Source organism: Actinacidiphila yanglinensis (genome assembly GCF_900107965.1).
Taxonomy (GTDB): Bacteria; Actinomycetota; Actinomycetes; order Streptomycetales; family Streptomycetaceae; genus Actinacidiphila; species Actinacidiphila yanglinensis.
Genome location: NZ_FNVU01000012.1, coordinates 108,141 through 125,827 on the forward strand (window position 1 = coordinate 108,141; position 17,687 = coordinate 125,827).

Sequence of the window (17,687 nt, forward strand, 5' to 3'; positions counted from 1 at the left end):
CGCCACCGGCCGCGGCGCGAAGCTGCGGGCGTGGCTGATGCATGGGTTGTCCTCGGGATTGTCGGGTTCGTGGCCGCGATGTTGGGCCTGATCTGGTGCTTGGAGCGGGTGTGAGCGTGACTGACGTGTTGCTGCTGATTCTGTCGATCGTCATGTTCGTCTATCTGGGCGTGGCGCTGTTCAAGGCGGAGCGTTTCTGATGGCGTTCACATGGACCATCGTCGTGATGGTCGTGGTGCTGGGACTGTGCTGGAGATACCTCGGCTCGTACATGGTCGCGGTGTACGAGGGCCGGTCCCGCTGGTTGAGGTGGATGGAACGGCCGATCTACCGCTCGCTGCGGGTGTCGCCGGAGTCGGAGCAGACCTGGCAGCGGTACGCCGCCTCGGTGGTCGGCTTCACCGCGGTGGCGCTGCTGCTGAGTTACGGGATCTTCCGGCTGCAGAAGTCCCTGCCGTTCAACCCGCAGCACTTCGGTGCGGTGCGGCCGGACACGGCGTGGAACACCTCGGTGTCGTTCGTGACCAACACGAACTGGCAGTCGTACTCCGGCGAGACGACCATGTCCTATCTGTCGCAGATGGGCGCGCTGGCGGTGCAGAACTTCCTGTCCGCCTCGGTCGGCATGGCGGTGGCGATCGCGCTGGTGCGCGGGTTCGCCCGCAAGGGGTCGCCGACGATCGGCAACTTCTGGGTGGACTTCGTACGCGGCACGATCTACGTGCTGCTGCCCATCGCGTTCGTGGCCGCGATCGTGTTCATGGCGCAGGGCACCGTCCAGACGATGGCCGGCGCCGCGTCGATCCACGACTCGCTCAACGGGGTCGACCAGGTGCTGGGCCGCGGCCCGATGGCCTCGCAGGAAGTCATCAAGCAACTCGGCACGAACGGCGGCGGGTTCTTCAACGCCAACGGCGCCAACCCGCTCGAGAACCCGACCGGCCTGACGAACCTGCTGTCGGTGCTGCTGATCCTGTGCATCCCGGTCGCCTTCACCTACGTGTTCGGCAAGATGGTCTTCAGCGTCCGGCAGGGCGTGGCGATCCTCGCGGTGATGACCGCGCTGTTCGCCGGCTGGGTGACGATGGCGACGGTCGCCGAGCACCAGGGCAGCCCGGCGATGGCGACGGCCGGCGTCAGCGACTCCGGCACCGGGAACCTGGAGGGCAAGGAGACCCGCTTCGGGGTGCCGTCCTCGGCGCTGTACAACGTGACCTCGACGCAGACCTCGACCGGATCGGTGGACTCCGCGGCCGACTCGTACACGCCGCTCGGCGGGTTCGCGATGCTGACCGGGATGATGCTCGGCGAGGTGAGCCCGGGCGGCGTCGGCACCGGCCTGTACGGCATCCTGCTGTTCGCGGTGATCACGGTGTTCATCGGCGGGTTGATGGTCGGGCGAACACCGGAGTACCTGGGCAAGAAGATCCAGGGCAGAGAGGTGAAACTCGCCGCGCTCGGGGTGCTGGTCATGCCGGTCACGGTGCTGGTGCTGACCGCGGTGGCCGCCGCCATCGGCGCCGGCCGGGCGGGACCCCTCAACTCCGGCCCGCACGGGTTCTCCGAGATCCTCTACGCCTACACCTCCCAGACCAACAACAACGGCTCCGGGTTCGGCGGGCTCAGCGCCAACACCCCCTTCTACAACATCACCGGCACGATCGGCCTGCTGCTGGGCAGGTTCGGCATGATCATCCCGGTGCTGGCGCTGGCCGGCAGCCTGGCCGCGAAGAAGCCGGTCGCCGCGGGTCTCGGCACCTTCCGCACCGACAAGCCGATGTTCGTCGGCCTGCTGATCGCCGTGGTCCTCATCGTGGGCGCGCTGACGTTCTTCCCGGCCCTGGCCCTCGGGCCGCTGGTCGAGCAGGTCAGCCACGGGCTCTTCTGAGCATGCGCATCCGGTGCGTGCCGAATGCGTCAACCCCCCTGTCACCGCGGTCAATGCGCGTGTGGAAAGGAATGCAGTGATGTCGGACGTTCATGTCCTGGACTCGCCGGCCGCGGGGCCAGGTGCACCCGACGGGCCACGCGGTGTGGTGAACCGCCGCAAACTGTTCGACCCGCAGATCCTGCGGCAGGCGGCCGTGGACTCGGTCCGCAAGCTGGACCCGCGGGTGCAGATCAGGAACCCGGTCATGTTCGTGGTGCTGATCGGCACCGCCGTCACCCTGATCGAGTCGATCGCGCACCCCAGCGTGTTCGCCTGGCTGGTGACCGTGTGGCTGGCACTGACGGTGATGTTCGCCAACTTCGCCGAGGCGATGGCCGAGGGACGCGGCAAGGCGCAGGCCGACACCCTGCGCCGCACCCGCACCGAGACCGGCGCCCGCCTGCTGGCGGACGACGGCACCGAGCGGCCGGTCGCGGCCGGTGACCTGAACACCGGCGACGTGGTGGTGTGCGAGGCCGGCGACGTGATCCCCTCCGACGGCGAGATCGTCGAGGGCGCCGCGTCGGTCGACGAGTCCGCGATCACGGGTGAATCCGCGCCCGTGGTCCGCGAGTCCGGCGGCGACCGCTCGGCGGTCACCGGCGGCACCCGGGTGCTGTCGGACCGGATCGTGGTGCGCATCACCGCCGAGCCGGGGCAGACGTTCCTGGACCGGATGATCCGCCTGGTCGAGGGCGCCAAGCGGCAGAAGACGCCGAACGAGATCGCACTGGCGATCCTGCTCGCCGCGCTCACGATCATCTTCGTCCCGGTCGTGGTCACCCTCCAGCCGATGGCGAGCTTCTTCGGCACCCAGCTGTCGGTGGTCATCCTCGTCGCCCTGCTGGTCTGCCTGATCCCGACCACGATCGGCGCGCTGCTGTCCGCGATCGGCATCGCGGGCATGGACCGGCTGGTGCAGCGCAACGTGCTCGCGATGAGCGGCCGCGCGGTCGAGGCCGCCGGCGACGTGCAGACGCTGCTGCTGGACAAGACCGGCACCATCACCCTCGGCAACCGGATGGCGGCCGCGTTCCACCCGGTCGGCGAGCACGCTGAGACCGACCTGGCCGCGGCGGCCCAACTCGCCTCGCTGGCCGACGAGACACCGGAGGGACGCTCCGTCGTCGTGCTGGCCAAGGAGCGCTGCGGGCTGCGCGAGCGGGACCTGGGCACGTCCCACACCTTCGTCCCGTTCACCGCGATCACCCGGATGTCCGGTCTGGACACCGCCGACCGGCGCATCCGCAAGGGCGCCGCGGAGGCGGTCAAGCGCTGGGTCGTCGAGCAGGGCGGCACGCTGCCGCCCGACCTGGACCCGATCGTCGAGCGGGTCGCCATGGCCGGCGCCACCCCGCTGGTGGTCGCCGACGGGCCGACCGTGCTGGGCGTCATCGAGCTCAAGGACGTGGTCAAGCAGGGCATCGCCGAGCGGTTCGCGGAGCTGCGGGCCATCGGCATCCGGACGGTGATGATCACCGGTGACAACCCGCTCACCGCCGCGGCCATCGCGCAGGAGGCGGGAGTCGACGACTACCTGGCCGAGGCGACCCCGGACCGGAAGATGGAGCTGATCAAGGCCGAGCAGGACGGCGGGAAGCTGGTCGCGATGACCGGCGACGGCACCAACGACGCGCCCGCCCTCGCGCAGGCCGACGTCGGCGTGGCGATGAACACCGGCACCACGGCCGCGAAAGAGGCCGGCAACATGGTCGACCTCGACTCCAACCCGACCAAGCTGATCGAGATCGTGGAGATCGGCAAGCAGTTGCTGATCACCCGTGGCGCCCTGACGACCTTCTCGATAGCCAACGACGTCGCGAAGTACTTCGCGATCATCCCGGCGCTGTTCCTGACGACGTTCCCGCAGCTGCGCTCCTACAACGTCATGCACCTGCACAGCCCGACCTCGGCGGTGCTGTCCGCGGTCATCTTCAACGCGCTGGTGATCGTGGCACTGATCCCGCTGGCGCTGCGCGGGGTGCGGTTCCGGCCCTCCAGCGCGACGGCGATCCTGCGCCGCAACGTCCTCGTCTACGGCGTCGGAGGGCTGGTCGTCCCGTTCGCCGGCATCAAGGTCATCGACCTGATCCTCACCGCCCTGCACGCCTACTAGGAGCGGCATGCCGACGCACGACCGGCACGGCCACCACGGCCGGCCCGGAAGCTACGAACTCGACCACCACCACGAACACCGGCGGAGAGCCGCCATGGAGTTGTCATGCTGTGGGTGAACTTGCGGCGGGGCCTGATCGTCTCGGTCATCTTCTTCGTCCTGCTCGGACTGGCCTACCCGCTGGCTGAGACGGGGATCGGCCAGGCCCTCTTCGGCCACCGGGCCAGCGGCTCGCTGGGCACCAACGGATCGAAGCTGGTCGGGCAGCAGTGGAAGGGACCGCAGTGGTTCCAGGGCCGCCCCGACGGTGACGACCCGACCGCGACCGGGGGGTCCAACCTCGGTCCCCGCTCGAAGGAACTCGTGGACACCTACAAGAAGCGGATCGCCGCGCTGAAGAAGCAGGGCATCACGCCGTCCCCCGACCTGGTCGCCGCCTCCGGCAGCGGGATCGACCCCGACATCAGCCCGGCCGCCGCCTACACGCAGGTCGCCTCGGTCGCCGCGGCCCGCCACCTGCCGGCCGGCACGGTACGGACCCTGGTCGCCGCGCACGTCCAGGGCCCCCAGCTCGGGTTCCTCGGCGCCTCCCACGTCAACGTCCTCGAGCTCAACGAGGCGCTGGCGGGGCTGCGGTAGAGCGCCCGCGAAGGGCCGCGAGGTGACGTCTTCGGAAAGCTCCGCCGGACGCTTCCGCGTCTATCTGGGGATGGCGTTCGGGGTCGGCAAGACCTACGCGATGCTCCAGGAGGCGACCCGCCGGGCCGCCCGTGGCACCGACGTCGTGGTCGGGTTCGTGGAGACCCACGGCCGCCCGGCCACGGCGGCGCGGCTGCACGGCCTGGCCGTCGTCCCGCCGAAACCGGTGGTCCACCGCGGCGCGCTCTTCGCCGAGTTGGACCTGGACGCGATCCTGGCCCGCCGGCCCGAACTGGTGCTGGTCGACGAGATCGCCCACACCAACGTGCCTGGCTCCGGCCGGCACGAGAAGCGCTGGCAGGACGTCCTGGAACTGCTGGACGCCGGCATCAGCGTGATGAGCACCCTCAACAGCCAGCACATCGAGAGCCTGGCCGGCACCGTCGAGGAGATCACCGGCACCCGGGTCCGCGAGCGCGTCCCCGACGCGGTGCTGGCCCGGGCCGACCACATCGAACTGGTCGACTCCTCACCGGAGGAACTGCGCCGGCGGATGCTGCGCGGCGACATCTACCCCGCCGACCGCATCCACCTGGCGCTCACCGGGTTCTTCCGGACCGAGAACCTCACGGTGCTGCGCGAGCTGACCGAGCGGTTCCTGGCCGGCGAGGCCGACGAGGACCTGCTCGCCCGGCTGCGCCGCAGCCCGCCGGGCCGGGCGGGCGGCAGGGCCGAACGCGTGCTGGTCGCGGTGAGCGACGCGCCCGGCACCGAGACGCTGCTGCGCCGCGCCGGCCGCCTCGCCGCCCGCCTGGCCGCCGACCTGTACGTCGTGCACGTCCACCCGGGCGAGGCGCACCGGAACCGGCGGTCGGCGCGGCGGGCGGAGCGGCTGCGGGAGATCCGGCAACTCGCCGACGACCTCGGCGGCGACTGGATCGAGATCGAGGACGGCGACCCGGCGCGGGCGATCATGCAGGCGGCCGCCGAGCACCACGCCACCCGGATCGTGCTCGGCTCCAGCCGGCGCAGCCGCTGGCAGCACCTGCTCGCCGGCGGCTCCACCGTCCACCGCCTCACCCGGCTGGCCGGGCGGGCCGGCGTGGACGTGCACATCACCGCCCGCCCCCACGACCTCGGCGGCACCCCGTGCCACCTACGCTGAACAGGCCCGGCCCGCGGCCGGGTCCCTCGCGGACCCGCCCGTCCCGGCCGGGCGAGCCGGTGCGGACGACCTGGAGGGACATGAGGATGAACGGCATTCCTTTCCGGAAGCCGAGGGTCAGGCCGGCCGTCGACACGGTGCACCGCAACCTGGTCGGGTCGCTGGTGGCCCTGGCGTGCATCGCCGTGCTCACCGCCGCGATGCTGCCGATCCGGACCCACCTGAGCGTCGCCACCACCGCACTGGTGCTGGTGGTGCCGGTCGTCGCCGGCGTCACCCACGGCGGCTTCCTCGCCGGGGTGCTCAGCATCGCCGGGGGATTCCTCGTCTACGACTTCTTCTTCATCCCGCCCTACCTGACCCTGGACGTCGGGGCGAGCGAGAACTGGACCGCGCTGGGCATCTACGCGGTGATCATGCTGCCGGTCGCCCGGGTGGTGGCCGGGATGAACCTCGCCCAGGCCGAGGCGGGACAGCGCGGCCTGCAGCTGCGGCGGCTGTTCGACCTGTCCACCCAGCTCGTCCAGGACCGGCCGCTGCCCGAACTGCTCGGCATCATCGTGACGACCCTGGCCGACGTCCTGGACGCCGGCCACGTCGCGCTGCTGCTGCCCGACGCCGACGGCCGGCTCCGCGTCGCGGCCACCGCCGGCGACGACCTCGACCCGGCGGAGCTGCGGCGCCTGCAGCCGGAGCCGGGGCAGGTCACCAACCTCGACCTGGTCGCCGCGCCCGCCGGCCCCGGGCAGCGCGGCGAGCCGGTGCGGCTGGCGCTGGTGGCCGCCGGGCGGCCGGTCGGCATGCTGGCGATCAGCGACGCGACCATCACCGAGCAGCAGCGCGAGCCGCTGCTGCTGTTCGCGCACCAGATCGCCCTGGCCGTCGAGCGGGCCCAGCTGCGCGACGAGGCGCTGCACGCCCGCCTCACGCAGGAGGTCGAGCACCTGGCGCGCACCCTGGTCGCCGCCGTCTCGCACGACCTGCGCAGCCCGTTGGCCTCGATCAAGGCGTCCTCCTCGGTGCTCGCCGACGCCCAGCTCGCGCCGGCCCTGAGCGAGGCGGACCGCACCGAACTCGCCCGGCTCGTCGACACCCAGACCGACCGGCTCGCGGCCCTGGTCACCAACCTGCTCGACATGAGCCGGGTCCAGGCCGGCGTGCTGCGGCCGCGGACCGGCGTGACCAGCGCGGGCGACCTGGTCGGTGGCGTCCTGCGGGACCTGCCCCGCCCGGCGCCACGGCAGATCTGCACCGAGATCGCCCCGGACCTGCCGCTGCTCGACGTCGACCCGGTGCTCATCGGCCGGGTGCTGACCAACCTGCTCGACAACGCGGCCCGCTACGCCCCGCCTGGCACCGCCATCACCGTCACCGTCACCGCGGACCGGGACACCGGGGCCGCCGGGACCGGCCCGGACACGGTGCGCATCTCGGTCGCCGACCAGGGGCCCGGCATACCGGCGGGCCGGCGCGACGAGGTCTTCGGCTTCTTCTTCCGCCGCGAGGCGGACAGTGGAACCGGCCTCGGGCTGGCCATCGCCAAGATCTTCGTCGAAGCGCACGGCCAGCGGATCTGGGCCGACACCAACCCCGGCGGCGGCGCCCGCTTCACCTTCACCCTGCCGGTCGCGGCCGGCCTGTCCGAGGAGAACACACCGTGGCCACGGTCCTCATCGTCGACGACGACATCGCGCTGCTCGCCGCCTGCCGGGTCGGCCTCGAAACCCTGGGACACCGGGTCCGCACCGTCGAAACCGGCCAGGCGGGCCTCGCCGAAGCCGCCGTCCACGGCCCCGACGTCATCGTGCTCGACCTCGGACTGCCCGACCTCGACGGACTCGACGTCTGCACCCGCATCCGCACCTGGACCGATCTGCCCATCATCATCCTGTCCGCGGACAGCTCCGAGGACCGCAAGGTCGAGGCCCTCGACAACGGCGCCGACGACTACATGACCAAGCCGTTCGGCATGCGCGAACTCGACGCGCGCCTGCGGGTCGCGCTGCGCCACCACGCCGCCGACGACATCGGCCACGTCACCGAGCTCACCGCCGGCCCGCTCCACCTCGACCTGGTCCACTACCAGGCCACCTACCAGGGCCGGCCGCTCGACCTCACCCTGAAGGAGTTCGACGTCCTGGCCTACCTCGCCCGGCACGCCGGCAAGGTCTGCACCCGGCGCATGATCCTGGAGAGCGTCTGGGGAGCGGCGTACGCCAACGAGACGCACTACCTGAAGGTCTACGCCTACCGCATCCGCAAGAAGCTGCACGACGAGGCCGGCCAGTTCCTCCAGAACGACCCCTCCGTCGGCTACCGGCTCGCCGTCCCGCCCGCGCCGGCGGCCGGCTGACCCCGCGTCACCGCCCGGCAGGGCTGCTGCCGGGCGGTCAGGGTCCCCCACTCTCCGCGGGCCCGCCCCGGAGCCCGCAGTCAAAGGACACCGCACCATGACCCGCATCCTGGTCGTCGACGACGAACCGCTCCTGCTCAAGGCCCTCCAGGTCGACCTGCGGGCCCGCCACTACACGGTGGAGACCGCGTCGGACGGCCGGGGAGCGCTCCTGGAAGCCATGCAGAACCCGCCCGACGCGGTGATCCTCGACCTCGGGCTGCCGCAGATCGACGGCCACCACGTGCTGCAGGCCCTGCGCGCGTGGAGCCAGGTCCCCGTCATCATCCTGTCCGGGCGGTACGACGTGGACGAGAAGGTCGCCGCCTTCGACGCGGGCGCCGACGACTACGTCACCAAGCCCTTCGCGATGAAGGAACTCCTGGCCCGGCTGCGGGCGGTGCTGCGCCGGCCCGAGGGCACGGAGGAGGTGCCGCACCCCGAGGCGCACATCGGCCCGTGGACGATCGACCTGGCGGGCGCGACGGTGAACCGCTCCGGCGCCGCCGCGGACCGCGCCGACACCGACCCGCCGCGGCTCACCCCGACCGAGTGGCGCATCCTCGACGTGCTGCTGCGCCGCCCGGGCATCCTGGTCACCAGCCAGGAGATCCTGCGCCAGGTCTGGGGGCGGGAGCACGAGAGCAAGACGAACTACCTGCGCGTCTACTTCGCGGGCCTGCGCCGCAAGTTGGAGGCCGACCCGGCCAGCCCGCGCCACCTGCTCAACGAGCCGGGGCTGGGCTACCGCTTCGAGCCGTAGGCGGACCCTGACCCCCCGGGCCGGCCCGTCCTGCCGGTTGAGGGACCACCTGCCGCGGAGGGAGGGGCAACCGCGGGCGGCCTCTCCCGGAGCGGAGGGGACGCTCAGGCGTGCGCCGCCAGCTGGACGGCCTCCGGGGCTGCCTTGTCCAGGGAGACCCGGACCAGCGCGGCGGCGAGCACCTCCGGGGGAGTGTCGCCCGCCAGCCGCAGGAGGGACCCCGGCGCGGTGGGCAGGCCCACGGCGTGTGCGCCGTCCAGCGCCTTGGCGCCGAAGAAGGGCGCCGCCTCCGGCCAGACGGCCTGCACCTCGCGGACGAAGATCTCCGCGCCCGCGGGCCCCAGCCCCGGGAAGTCCTGCAGCAGGCGCTCGATGCGTGCCACGTCGCCGTCCGCCTGCCGCCGCAGCCGCCGCAGGTCCCCGCCGTAGCGCCGGATCGCCAGATGGGCCCCGTCGCCGAGCTGGGTGGCGGTCCGCTCGTCGTACCGGCGGTACCCGCCGCGGCCCAGCGCGTCGACCCGCTGCTGCCACGTCGCCTCGGCGGTGCGGGCGGCGCTGCGCATCCCGGCGGCGCTCAGCTCCTTCGAGGTGGCGACGGCGACCCCCGCCCGGATGCGCGCGCTGAGCAGGCAGGCCAGCACGAGCAGGCGGTAGAGGGGCTCCGGCGCGTCCCTGAGGCGGATACCCGCCTCGTCGGCGTAGGTGCGGCCGTACCCGTCGAGGACCGCGGCCATCACGTCGCGTCGGGTGGTGGCGGCCATATGCGTTCACCTCCGTGGGTTCGCGTCCGATCGGCTACCCGTCCGGCCGCCGATCAACCCCGCCGAAGGTCCCGGTCGGGGTCGCCGGCCGGTCGGCCCACCAGCGGTGACCGCGACGGGCATCACGCAGAGTGACCGCGATAAGGGGAGGCGTGCGGCGCGCCCGCGGACGTAGCATCCGCGTGATGACGACCTCGGCCGACGAGCCCCTCCACCCGTTCCGCATCGCCGTACCCCAAAGCGACCTGGACGACCTCCACGCGCGGCTCGACCGCACCCGCTGGCCCGACGAACTGCCGGGCGTGGGCTGGTCCTACGGCGTTCCGCGCGGCTACCTCACCGACCTCGCGCACTACTGGCGGCACGGCTACGACTGGCGGGCCGCGGAGGCCGAGCTGAACCGGTGGCCGCAGTTCACCACCACGATCGACGGCGCGAACGTCCACTTCGCGCACATCCGCTCGCCCGAGCCGGACGCGACCCCGCTGCTCATGATGCACGGCTGGCCCGGCTCGATCGTCGAGTTCGCCGACGTGGCCGGCCCGCTCACCGACCCCCGCGCGCACGGCGCCGACCCGCGCGACGCCTTCCACCTCGTGCTCCCCGGCATCCCCGGGTTCGGCTTCTCCGGACCGACCACGCAGCCGGGCTGGGAGTTCCGGCGGGTGGCCGCCGCCTTCGGCACGCTGATGGGGCGCCTCGGCTACCGGCGCTACGGGGTGCAGGGCGGCGACTGGGGGGCGGCCATCTCCCGCGAGCTGGGTCGCAGCCGGCCCGAGCAGGTCGTCGGGGTCCACCTGAACCTGCTGCCGGACTCCTACCAGGCCGAGGAACCCGGCCCGGAGGAGCTGGCCGCGCTCGCCCCGGCCGAGCGGGAACGCGCCCTCGCCTCCTGGGAGCGCATCCAGGCGTGGAGCCGCGACCGCCAGGGCTACGCCGACATCCAGGCCACCCGGCCGCAGACGCTGGCCTACGGTCTGACCGACTCGCCGGTGGGCCAACTCGCCTGGATCGCCGAGAAGTTCACGGAGTGGTCCGACTCCGAGGGCGTGACGGGCGAGGTCATCGACCGGGATCGGCTGCTCACCAACGTGATGCTGTACTGGCTGACCGGCACCGCCGGTTCGTCCGCCCGGATCTACTACGAGCGCGCGCACGCGGAGTACTGGGGCAGCCCTCCCGAGCCCTCGACGACGCCGACCGCGCTGGCGGTCTTCCCGCGCGACAACTTCGTCCCGCTGCGGCACATCGCGGAGCGCACCAACACCATCGTGCAGTGGACGCAGTACGACCGGGGCGGGCACTTCGCCGCGATGGAGCAGCCGGACGCCCTCGTCGGCGACGTCCGGAGGTTCTTCCGCGCGCTGCGCGCACGCGGCTGACCGATGGCGGATCGTGGCGGCCGGCGGGGGCCGGGCCGATCGGGTGACGTGCGGTGTTCGGCGGCCGCTCGCTCGTTGAGTGTCACAGCGCCCCGTCCGGCATCCGGGCCGGCGGGCCGGGCGCGGACGCGAGAGAGAGGGGCAGCCCGTGGCGAGCACGCTGGACGTCGGCGACGCGCGGATCGTCTACTCGGACGAAGGCGGAGGGCGGCAGGGAAGCGGGGGACGGGATCCCGTGCTGCTGCTGCACGGGTCGTTCACCGCGCACTGGCTCACCCCGGTGGGCCGGCGCCTCGTCGCGGACGGCCGCCGGGTGCTGAACGTGCAGCGCGCCGGATACGGCCGCAGCCAGGACCTGGCGGGCAGCGCGTCGGTGGCGGCGCACGCCGGCCACGCCGTGGCGGTGCTGGAGGCGGCGGGCGTGCGGCGCGCCGCCCTGGTCGGGCACTCCTCCGGCGCCGCCGTCGCGCTCGAACTCGCCGCCACCCGCCCCGACATGGCGCGCTCGCTCGTCCTGCTGGACGCCGCGTTCCCCTACGCGCCGGACGAGCCGGCGCACCCGGCGATGCCACATGCCCTCCAGGCGGCGGCCGATGGGGACTACGCGCGGGCCTTCGACCTCTTCCTCGGCGGCGTGGGCGGGCCGGGCTTCCGTGAGGTGTTCGTGCGCGAGCTCGGCGAGGACGGGCTGCGGGAGGCCGTCGAGGGCAGCCGGTACTTCTTCACCACCGAGGGCCCCGCCCTGCGTGCCTGGCCCTTCGGCGCCCCGCAGGCGGCGGCGGTCACCGCCCCGGTGCTGCTGGCCGTCGGCGGGGAGGGGGAGCGCCTGGGCACGGCCTACCGGGCGCGCGCCGCCCAACTCGCCGCATGGCTGCCCGACTCCGAGATCCGTCCGCTCCCGGGCCTCAGCCACGCCGCTCCGCTGGAGGACCCCGCGGCGGTCGCCCGGGTCGTCGAGGAGTTCGCTGCCCGCCACGGGGACTGAGCCCGCGCCGGCGGGGGCGGGACAGGAGGCCGGCCGGGACCCGCCGGCGCGGGTCCCGGCCGGTCGCGCCGGTCACTCCTCCCCGGTGTCCCGGACGGACCGGTAGGTCAGCAGGGCGAGGCCGTCGCCGACCGTGCGGGTGCCGGTCAGGCGCAGGGACTTCACCGCGCCCGTCGCGCCGAACAGCCGGTCCCCGGCGCCGATCACGAGCGGGTAGGCCATCAGGCGCAGCTCGTCGACGAGGTCGTGCTCGATCAGGGTGTGCACGAGGCGCCCGCTGCCGTAGACGACGATGTCGCCCTCCACCCGCCCCCGCAGAGCGGCGACTTCCTTCGGCACGTCGCCGCCGAGGACCGTGCAGCCCGCCCACGCGGGTTCGGCGAGCGCGGCGGAGGAGACGACGTACTTGGGCAGGTCCCGCAGGCGGTCCGCCCAGGCGCCGGTGCGGGTGGCCCAGCCGCGCTCGACGAACCACGCGTAGGTGCGCCGCCCCATCAGCAGCGCGCCGGCCCCGACGGCCTCCTCGTACTCGTGCCGGGCCCACTCCTCGCGGTCCCTGCCCGCGAGCCGGGTGGACCAGTCGCCGCGGCCCAGGGCGTCGCCCGCGGCGGTCGGGAGCTGGACGACCCCGTCGAGCGAGAGGTTCGAGCTGATGACGATCTTTCCCATGCCGGTTCTCCTTCGTCGGTTCGGCTGTCACTGGTGCCGACGCCGTGGATCCGCCGAAGGGGGCGCCGGACGACCGCCCCCTTTCCGGCTCGGAAGGCGTCCGTACGGGAAGGAAGCAGTACACGGCGCGGGAGCGCGGGAGAAAGGCGGCGGGAGTGGACGGTGGGGGAGTGCGAGCGGGAGGTGCACGGGTGGGGACGCGGCAGGCGGGAGCCGACCTGATCGGCAGGGCCCGGGCCGGGGACGACGAGGCGTTCCGGGCGCTGACCGAGCCGTACCGCCGCGAACTGCACGTCCACTGCTACCGGATGCTCGGGTCGTTCCAGGACGCCGAGGACGCCCTCCAGGACACGCTGCTGGCCGCGTGGCGCGGTCTGGCCGGGTTCGAGGGCCGCGCCTCGGTCCGCACCTGGCTCTACCGGATCGCGACCAACCGGTGCCTGAGCACGCTGCGTTCGGCCGCCCGGCGGCCGGCCAGGGAGTGGAACATCCCCGGAGTGGAACCGCCCGAGCCGACCGGGCTCGGCGAGGTCGTCTGGCTGGAGCCCTGTCCCGACGCCCTGCTCGAGGACGCCGCCCGGGTGCCGCTCGGCCCGGAGGCCCGCTACGAGCGGTCCGAGTCCGTCTCCCTGGCCTTCGTGACGGCGCTCCAGCTCCTGCCGCCCCGTCAGATCGCGGTGCTGATCCTGCGCGATGCCCTCGGATTCCCTGCCAGCGAGGTGGCCGCGATGCTGGACACGAGCGTGGAGTCGGTCAAGAGCGCCCTGAAGCGGGCGCGCGCCGGCCTCCGGCACCTCCGGACGGCGGACGAGGACCGCGAACCGCCGCCCGCCGCCGGGTCCCCCGCGGAGGAGGCGGTCGTCGCGCGGTTCGTCCGCGCCTACGAGTCCGCGGACATCGAGGCGCTGGTGGCCCTGCTGACCGACGACGTCTTCATGTCCATGCCCCCGCTGCCCCTGGAGTACGAGGGGCCCGACGCCGTGGCGGCCTTCTGCGCGACCCTGTTCGGTGCGGGCCGCAGGTTCAGTCTGGTGCCGACCCGCGCCAACGGCCAACCGGCCTTCGGCGCCTACCTGTGGGCGCCCACCGGCGTCCGGCACGGGACCGGCCTGTTCGCCCTCGCCCTCGCCGGGGACCGGATCCGCTCCCTGAGCCGTTTCGAGAGCGGCATGCTCGCCGCCTTCGGCCTGCCGCGCTCGCTGCCGGCCCTCGGTGAGCCGTAGACGGGCGCGGAGCGCGGGCGGTGGCCCCCCGTCGCGTGGCCGGGGGGCCACCGGTCGCTCACATGCGGGAGGCGGTGTCGCTGCGCAGTTGCGGCAGCATCGCGTAGAGCTTGTCGCCCGGGCACTCGGTGTCGTTGAAGTCCCGGTGGCCGTAGATCTCGGTGGGGCTCAGGCCGTACTTGTAGCAGATGTACGAGCACAGGCTGACCAGGCTGGCGTAGAGGATCGATGGCGGGGTGACGCTGGTGTAGGTGCCGTTGTTCTCGATGCCGATGCCCTGGGTGTTCTGGCCGACCGTGTGGGCGCCGACCACCATGTCGGAGCCGGCCAGCAGGCGTTCCATGCTCCGGTGGCGGCCCTCCATGATGATGCCGGAGCGGCTGATGGTGAAGTGCTGGCCGGAGTCGATCCAGCCGTTGGTGTCCATGTGCAGGTCCTGGATCTCGTGCGCGATGGCGAACGAGCCGGAGGTGCCCGCGTCCGCGGTGTTGGCGAACGCGGTGTGGTGCACGATGATCTTGTTCGGGTTGTTCCCGGCCAGGCTGACCGGGGAGGAGGGCGGCCTGGCGTCCCATGCCGTGCAGTCGAAGATGTTGGGCTCGGGTACCGCTGCCTGCGCGGGCGTGGAGCCGATGATCACGGCTCCGGCCCCGATACCGACACCGGCGGCCGAGGCGAGGAAGCGGCGGCGCGGCATCGGGGAGTGCTCTCGGTTCGGCATGTGGCTCTCCGTGTGGGGTGGGGGAGTGTCAACATCCGTCGCGGCGACTGGAGTTGAAACTTACTGCCACTCAACCCCCGGAGAACAGGGCCGTGATGAAAGTTTTTGCCGCGGGTCGGGGTGGTGCGGTGCCGCGGGGCGGCGGTCACCGCCTCCCGGCCTCGTCGACGTCCAGCCCGCGGTCGACGCCGTGCGGGATCACCTGCTGGCCGGACTCCGGACGCAGCCGCTCCCCGTCGAGACGCACCTCGACCAGGTCGGCCTCGAAGGACACCATGCCGCCGATCCGGTCCACCTCCCGGTAGGCGTCCTGGTACGACCAGGCGGCGCGGCGCGCCTCGCCGACGTCGTAGTAGTCGCACAGGCCCTTGTAGGGGCAGAACGTCCGGCCCTCGACCGGAAGCAGCCGGGATTCGTCGACGTCGGCGCGCGGGACGTACCAGCGCGGCGCGAACCCGGACTCGAAGAGCACCAGGGGGTGCTCGGAGCGGGCGATCACGCTGTCGCCCCGGCGGACCTCCAGGACGCGGGAGGTGGAGCGGATGTCGATCCGGTGGTACTGGTCCGCGGCGTGCCCGAGGATGCGCTCGTCCTCCTCGAAGAAGGCGTCCATCGCGCGCCAGGCGAAGGCGATCCGCCCGCCCAGCTCGGCGGCGTGCCCGGGCAGCGCGGTGAACTCCCAGGCGGCGCGTTCGGCAGTGCGGTCGCCGGCGCGCACCGCGTACCAGGCGGTGTCGCCGAGGTCCTTGTGGTGAGTGACCTTGCCGCTCGGCACCAGCGTCCCTTCGACGATGTCCTCGCGGGGGAAGTAGGCGACCGGGTAGCGGCCCGGCTCGTGCAGCAGGAGCGCGTCCTCGCTGTCGGCGATCCAGTCGCCCGCGCACCGCACGCGCAGGCGGCGGCGCAGCCGCTCGGCGAACAGGAGCCGCTCGGGCAGCGGCTCCGGGGTGAGGAAGTGCCCGATCGCGCCGGGCGCGAGCGGGCCTTGCTGCCAGGACAGTCCCATGGCGGGCTCCTTCCGGTGGGAGGTGCGGGCTTCCTCCTCCAGGCTCCGTCCGCCGGCGGCCGCCGGCCACCGCACCGGAATCGCGGAGGCGCCGCGCCCGGCCTACCCTCGTCGTAGTGCGCCGATTGCCGCGCCACGACAGTTGCCCGCTCGGCCACCGCAGGAGGTCAGCAATGGCGACCCTGCTGTCCGTCAACGTAGGAATGCCGAAGGACGTCTCCTGGCAGGGGAGGACCGTCCGCACCGGAGCCTGGAAGGCGCCCGTCGAGGGGCCCCGCATGGTCCGGAGGCTGAACGTCGAGGGAGACGGCCAGGGCGACCTGGCCGGCCACGGCGGCGAGATCCGCGCGGTCCTCGTCTACCAGGCGCAGTCCCACCGCTACTGGGAGAAGCAGCTCGGCCGCGACGACCTGTCCTTCGGGATCTTCGGGGAGAACTTCACCGTCGACGGCCTGCCCGACGACGAGGTGTGCATCGGCGACCGGTACCGCATCGGGGATGCCGAGTTCGAGGTCACCCAGCCCCGCGTCACCTGCTACCGGGTCGGCATGCGGCTGGGCGAGCCCACCATGGCCTCCCTCCTGGTCGCCCACCACCGCCCCGGCTTCTACCTGCGCGTCCTCACCGAGGGGCAGGTCCAGGCGGGAGACGAGATCACCCTCACCCGCCGGGGCCCGCAGGAACTCAGCGTCGCCGAGACCGACGCGCTGCTCTACCTGCCCGACCGCGACCCGGACAAGCTGCGCAGGGCACTGGACATCCCCGCGCTCAGCCCCGGCTGGCAGCAGTCCTTCCGCGAGCTGGTCGACGCCCAGCAGCCCCAGCAGGAGCCGGGATGGCCGGGCGAACGCGCCGGCTGCCGGCAGACCGGGGAGGCCGCGGGCTGGCCCGGCTTCAAGAGCATGCGGGTGGCGCGCATCGTGCCCGAGACGCCCACCATCTCCTCGGTCTACCTCGACACGGCCGACGGCTCACCGCTGTCCGAGGCCCGCGCCGGCCAGTACCTCTCGCTCCGCCTCCCGGTCGGTGACGCCGCGCCCTCGGTGCGCAGCTACTCCCTGTCGTCCGCGCCCGGGGCAGGCACCTACCGCATCAGCGTCAAGCACGAGCCGCACGGCAAGGTCAGCGGCTACATCCACGCCACCCTCCGGACCGGGGACCTGGTGGACGTCGCCAGCCCCCGCGGGACGTTCGTCCTCCAGGAGGGCACCCGGCCGGTCGTGCTGCTGTCCGCGGGGATCGGCGCCACCCCGGTGCTCGCCATGCTCCACCGGCTCGCCGACCGCCGGGACCCGCGCCCGGTCTGGTGGATCCACACGACCCACGACCGCGCCCACCATGTGTTCGCGGGGGAGAGCCGTGCCCTGCTGGAGCGGCTCCCGCATGCCCGCGCGCACGTCTACTACACCTCCGAGGACCCGCGTGGCGGAGAGGAGCACGCCACCCGTGGCCGCCCGACCGCCCGATCACTGGCGGCCCTGGGCATCGACACTGACGCGGACGCCTACCTCTGCGGGCCGACCGCCTTCATGGACGCACTCGGCGGGCTGCTGCGCGACCACGGCCTGGCCGCTGAGCGCATCCACACCGAGCAGTTCAGCGCCCTGTCCGCGATCAACCCGGGCGTCACCTCGGGCACGGCGGCCCGCCCGCACCAACCGCCCGGTCCCGAGGGCACCGGCCCCCGCATCACCTTCGCCCGCAGCGGCATCTCCACGCCGTGGTCGCCCGCGCACGCGTCCCTCCTCGAACTCGCCGAGGCCTGCGACGTCCCCACCCGCTGGTCCTGCCGTACCGGGGTCTGCCACACTTGCGTCACCCCTCTCGTGGAGGGCGACCTCACCTACACCACCCCACCGCTCGAACCGCCCGAGGCCGGCAGCGCGCTCATCTGCTGCAGCACTCCGGTCACCGAGGTCGTCCTGGACCTGTGAG

The 17,687-nt window shown here is 72.9% G+C and carries 15 protein-coding genes and 1 pseudogene; 12 read left to right on the plus strand and 4 right to left on the minus strand.

Going from position 1 to position 17,687, the window contains the following annotated elements:
• Positions 1-110 precede the first annotated feature (110 nt).
• The 8 genes and pseudogenes from C4U44_RS41620 (at position 111) to C4U44_RS25725 (ending at position 9,005) form a co-directional block, all read left to right on the plus strand.
• Positions 111-200 carry a potassium-transporting ATPase subunit F gene (locus tag C4U44_RS41620; RefSeq protein ID WP_160145095.1) on the plus strand — a complete coding sequence of 30 codons (90 nt, stop codon included), beginning with the start codon at positions 111-113 and terminating at the stop codon, positions 198-200.
• Entirely contained in the window at positions 200-1,888 is a 1,689-nt protein-coding gene (gene kdpA / locus C4U44_RS25695; protein WP_103888386.1) for a potassium-transporting ATPase subunit KdpA, read from the plus strand. Before C4U44_RS41620 ends, kdpA begins: the two co-directional genes overlap by 1 nt.
• 79 nt (positions 1,889-1,967) lie before the next feature.
• Positions 1,968-4,046 carry a potassium-transporting ATPase subunit KdpB gene (gene kdpB, locus C4U44_RS25700; RefSeq protein ID WP_103888387.1) on the plus strand — a complete coding sequence of 693 codons (2,079 nt, stop codon included), beginning with the start codon at positions 1,968-1,970 and terminating at the stop codon, positions 4,044-4,046.
• Positions 4,047-4,151: 105 nt separating this feature from the next.
• Positions 4,152-4,685 carry a potassium-transporting ATPase subunit C gene (locus C4U44_RS25705; protein WP_103888388.1) on the plus strand — a complete coding sequence of 178 codons (534 nt, stop codon included), beginning with the start codon at positions 4,152-4,154 and terminating at the stop codon, positions 4,683-4,685.
• A gap of 22 nt (positions 4,686-4,707) precedes the next feature.
• Entirely contained in the window at positions 4,708-5,850 is a 1,143-nt protein-coding gene (locus C4U44_RS25710) for a universal stress protein (protein WP_146088340.1), read from the plus strand.
• Between the two features lie 86 nt (positions 5,851-5,936).
• Positions 5,937-7,469, plus strand: a pseudogene (locus tag C4U44_RS42695) (ATP-binding protein); the annotation flags it as partial.
• A gap of 38 nt (positions 7,470-7,507) precedes the next feature.
• On the plus strand, positions 7,508-8,203 hold the full coding sequence (locus tag C4U44_RS41625) for a response regulator transcription factor (protein WP_160145097.1): 696 nt from the start codon (positions 7,508-7,510) through the stop codon (positions 8,201-8,203).
• A gap of 97 nt (positions 8,204-8,300) precedes the next feature.
• Entirely contained in the window at positions 8,301-9,005 is a 705-nt protein-coding gene (locus C4U44_RS25725) for a response regulator (protein ID WP_103888391.1), read from the plus strand.
• 104 nt (positions 9,006-9,109) lie between these two features.
• Here C4U44_RS25725 and C4U44_RS25730 read toward each other — a convergent pair whose 3' ends face one another.
• A complete protein-coding gene (locus C4U44_RS25730; protein ID WP_103888392.1) occupies positions 9,110-9,766 on the minus strand; it encodes an endonuclease in 657 nt (218 codons plus the stop codon).
• Positions 9,767-9,951: 185 nt separating this feature from the next.
• Here C4U44_RS25730 and C4U44_RS25735 point away from each other — a divergent pair, with 185 nt between their 5' ends.
• Positions 9,952-11,148, plus strand: a complete 1,197-nt coding sequence (locus C4U44_RS25735) for an epoxide hydrolase family protein (protein WP_103888393.1) — start codon at positions 9,952-9,954, stop codon at positions 11,146-11,148.
• Between the two features lie 148 nt (positions 11,149-11,296).
• Positions 11,297-12,133 (plus strand): alpha/beta fold hydrolase, encoded by an 837-nt coding sequence (locus C4U44_RS25740; protein ID WP_160145098.1) that lies wholly within the window; start codon positions 11,297-11,299, stop codon positions 12,131-12,133.
• A gap of 72 nt (positions 12,134-12,205) precedes the next feature.
• Here C4U44_RS25740 and C4U44_RS25745 read toward each other — a convergent pair whose 3' ends face one another.
• Entirely contained in the window at positions 12,206-12,802 is a 597-nt protein-coding gene (locus tag C4U44_RS25745; protein WP_103888395.1) for a dihydrofolate reductase family protein, read from the minus strand.
• A 191-nt stretch (positions 12,803-12,993) separates the two neighbouring features.
• On the opposite strand from C4U44_RS25745, the gene C4U44_RS25750 reads away from it, so the two are divergent.
• A complete protein-coding gene (locus C4U44_RS25750; RefSeq protein ID WP_235032348.1) occupies positions 12,994-14,025 on the plus strand; it encodes a sigma-70 family RNA polymerase sigma factor in 1,032 nt (343 codons plus the stop codon).
• Between the two features lie 58 nt (positions 14,026-14,083).
• Here C4U44_RS25750 and C4U44_RS25755 read toward each other — a convergent pair whose 3' ends face one another.
• Together C4U44_RS25755 and C4U44_RS25760 are read right to left on the minus strand one after the other, a co-directional pair.
• A complete protein-coding gene (locus C4U44_RS25755) occupies positions 14,084-14,746 on the minus strand; it encodes a peptidoglycan recognition protein family protein (RefSeq protein WP_103888396.1) in 663 nt (220 codons plus the stop codon).
• Between the two features lie 145 nt (positions 14,747-14,891).
• On the minus strand, positions 14,892-15,752 hold the full coding sequence (locus tag C4U44_RS25760) for a DUF427 domain-containing protein (RefSeq protein ID WP_103888507.1): 861 nt from the start codon (positions 15,750-15,752) through the stop codon (positions 14,892-14,894).
• A 173-nt stretch (positions 15,753-15,925) separates the two neighbouring features.
• Between C4U44_RS25760 and C4U44_RS25765 the strand changes: the two genes are divergently transcribed.
• Complete coding sequence (locus C4U44_RS25765) at positions 15,926-17,686, plus strand: MOSC and FAD-binding oxidoreductase domain-containing protein (protein ID WP_103888397.1); 1,761 nt, start codon at positions 15,926-15,928, stop codon at positions 17,684-17,686.
• Position 17,687: the final 1 nt, after the last annotated feature.

Coding starts and splice junctions, on each gene's coding strand:
- kdpA (WP_103888386.1), top strand. CDS start 200: ATGGCGTTCACATGGACCATCGTCGTGATGGTCGTGGTGCTGGGACTG.
- kdpB (WP_103888387.1), top strand. CDS start 1,968: ATGTCGGACGTTCATGTCCTGGACTCGCCGGCCGCGGGGCCAGGTGCA.
- C4U44_RS25705 (WP_103888388.1), top strand. CDS start 4,152: ATGCTGTGGGTGAACTTGCGGCGGGGCCTGATCGTCTCGGTCATCTTC.
- C4U44_RS25725 (WP_103888391.1), top strand. CDS start 8,301: ATGACCCGCATCCTGGTCGTCGACGACGAACCGCTCCTGCTCAAGGCC.
- C4U44_RS25730 (WP_103888392.1), bottom strand. CDS start 9,766: ATGGCCGCCACCACCCGACGCGACGTGATGGCCGCGGTCCTCGACGGG.
- C4U44_RS25735 (WP_103888393.1), top strand. CDS start 9,952: ATGACGACCTCGGCCGACGAGCCCCTCCACCCGTTCCGCATCGCCGTA.
- C4U44_RS25745 (WP_103888395.1), bottom strand. CDS start 12,802: ATGGGAAAGATCGTCATCAGCTCGAACCTCTCGCTCGACGGGGTCGTC.
- C4U44_RS25755 (WP_103888396.1), bottom strand. CDS start 14,746: ATGCCGAACCGAGAGCACTCCCCGATGCCGCGCCGCCGCTTCCTCGCC.
- C4U44_RS25760 (WP_103888507.1), bottom strand. CDS start 15,752: ATGGGACTGTCCTGGCAGCAAGGCCCGCTCGCGCCCGGCGCGATCGGG.
- C4U44_RS25765 (WP_103888397.1), top strand. CDS start 15,926: ATGGCGACCCTGCTGTCCGTCAACGTAGGAATGCCGAAGGACGTCTCC.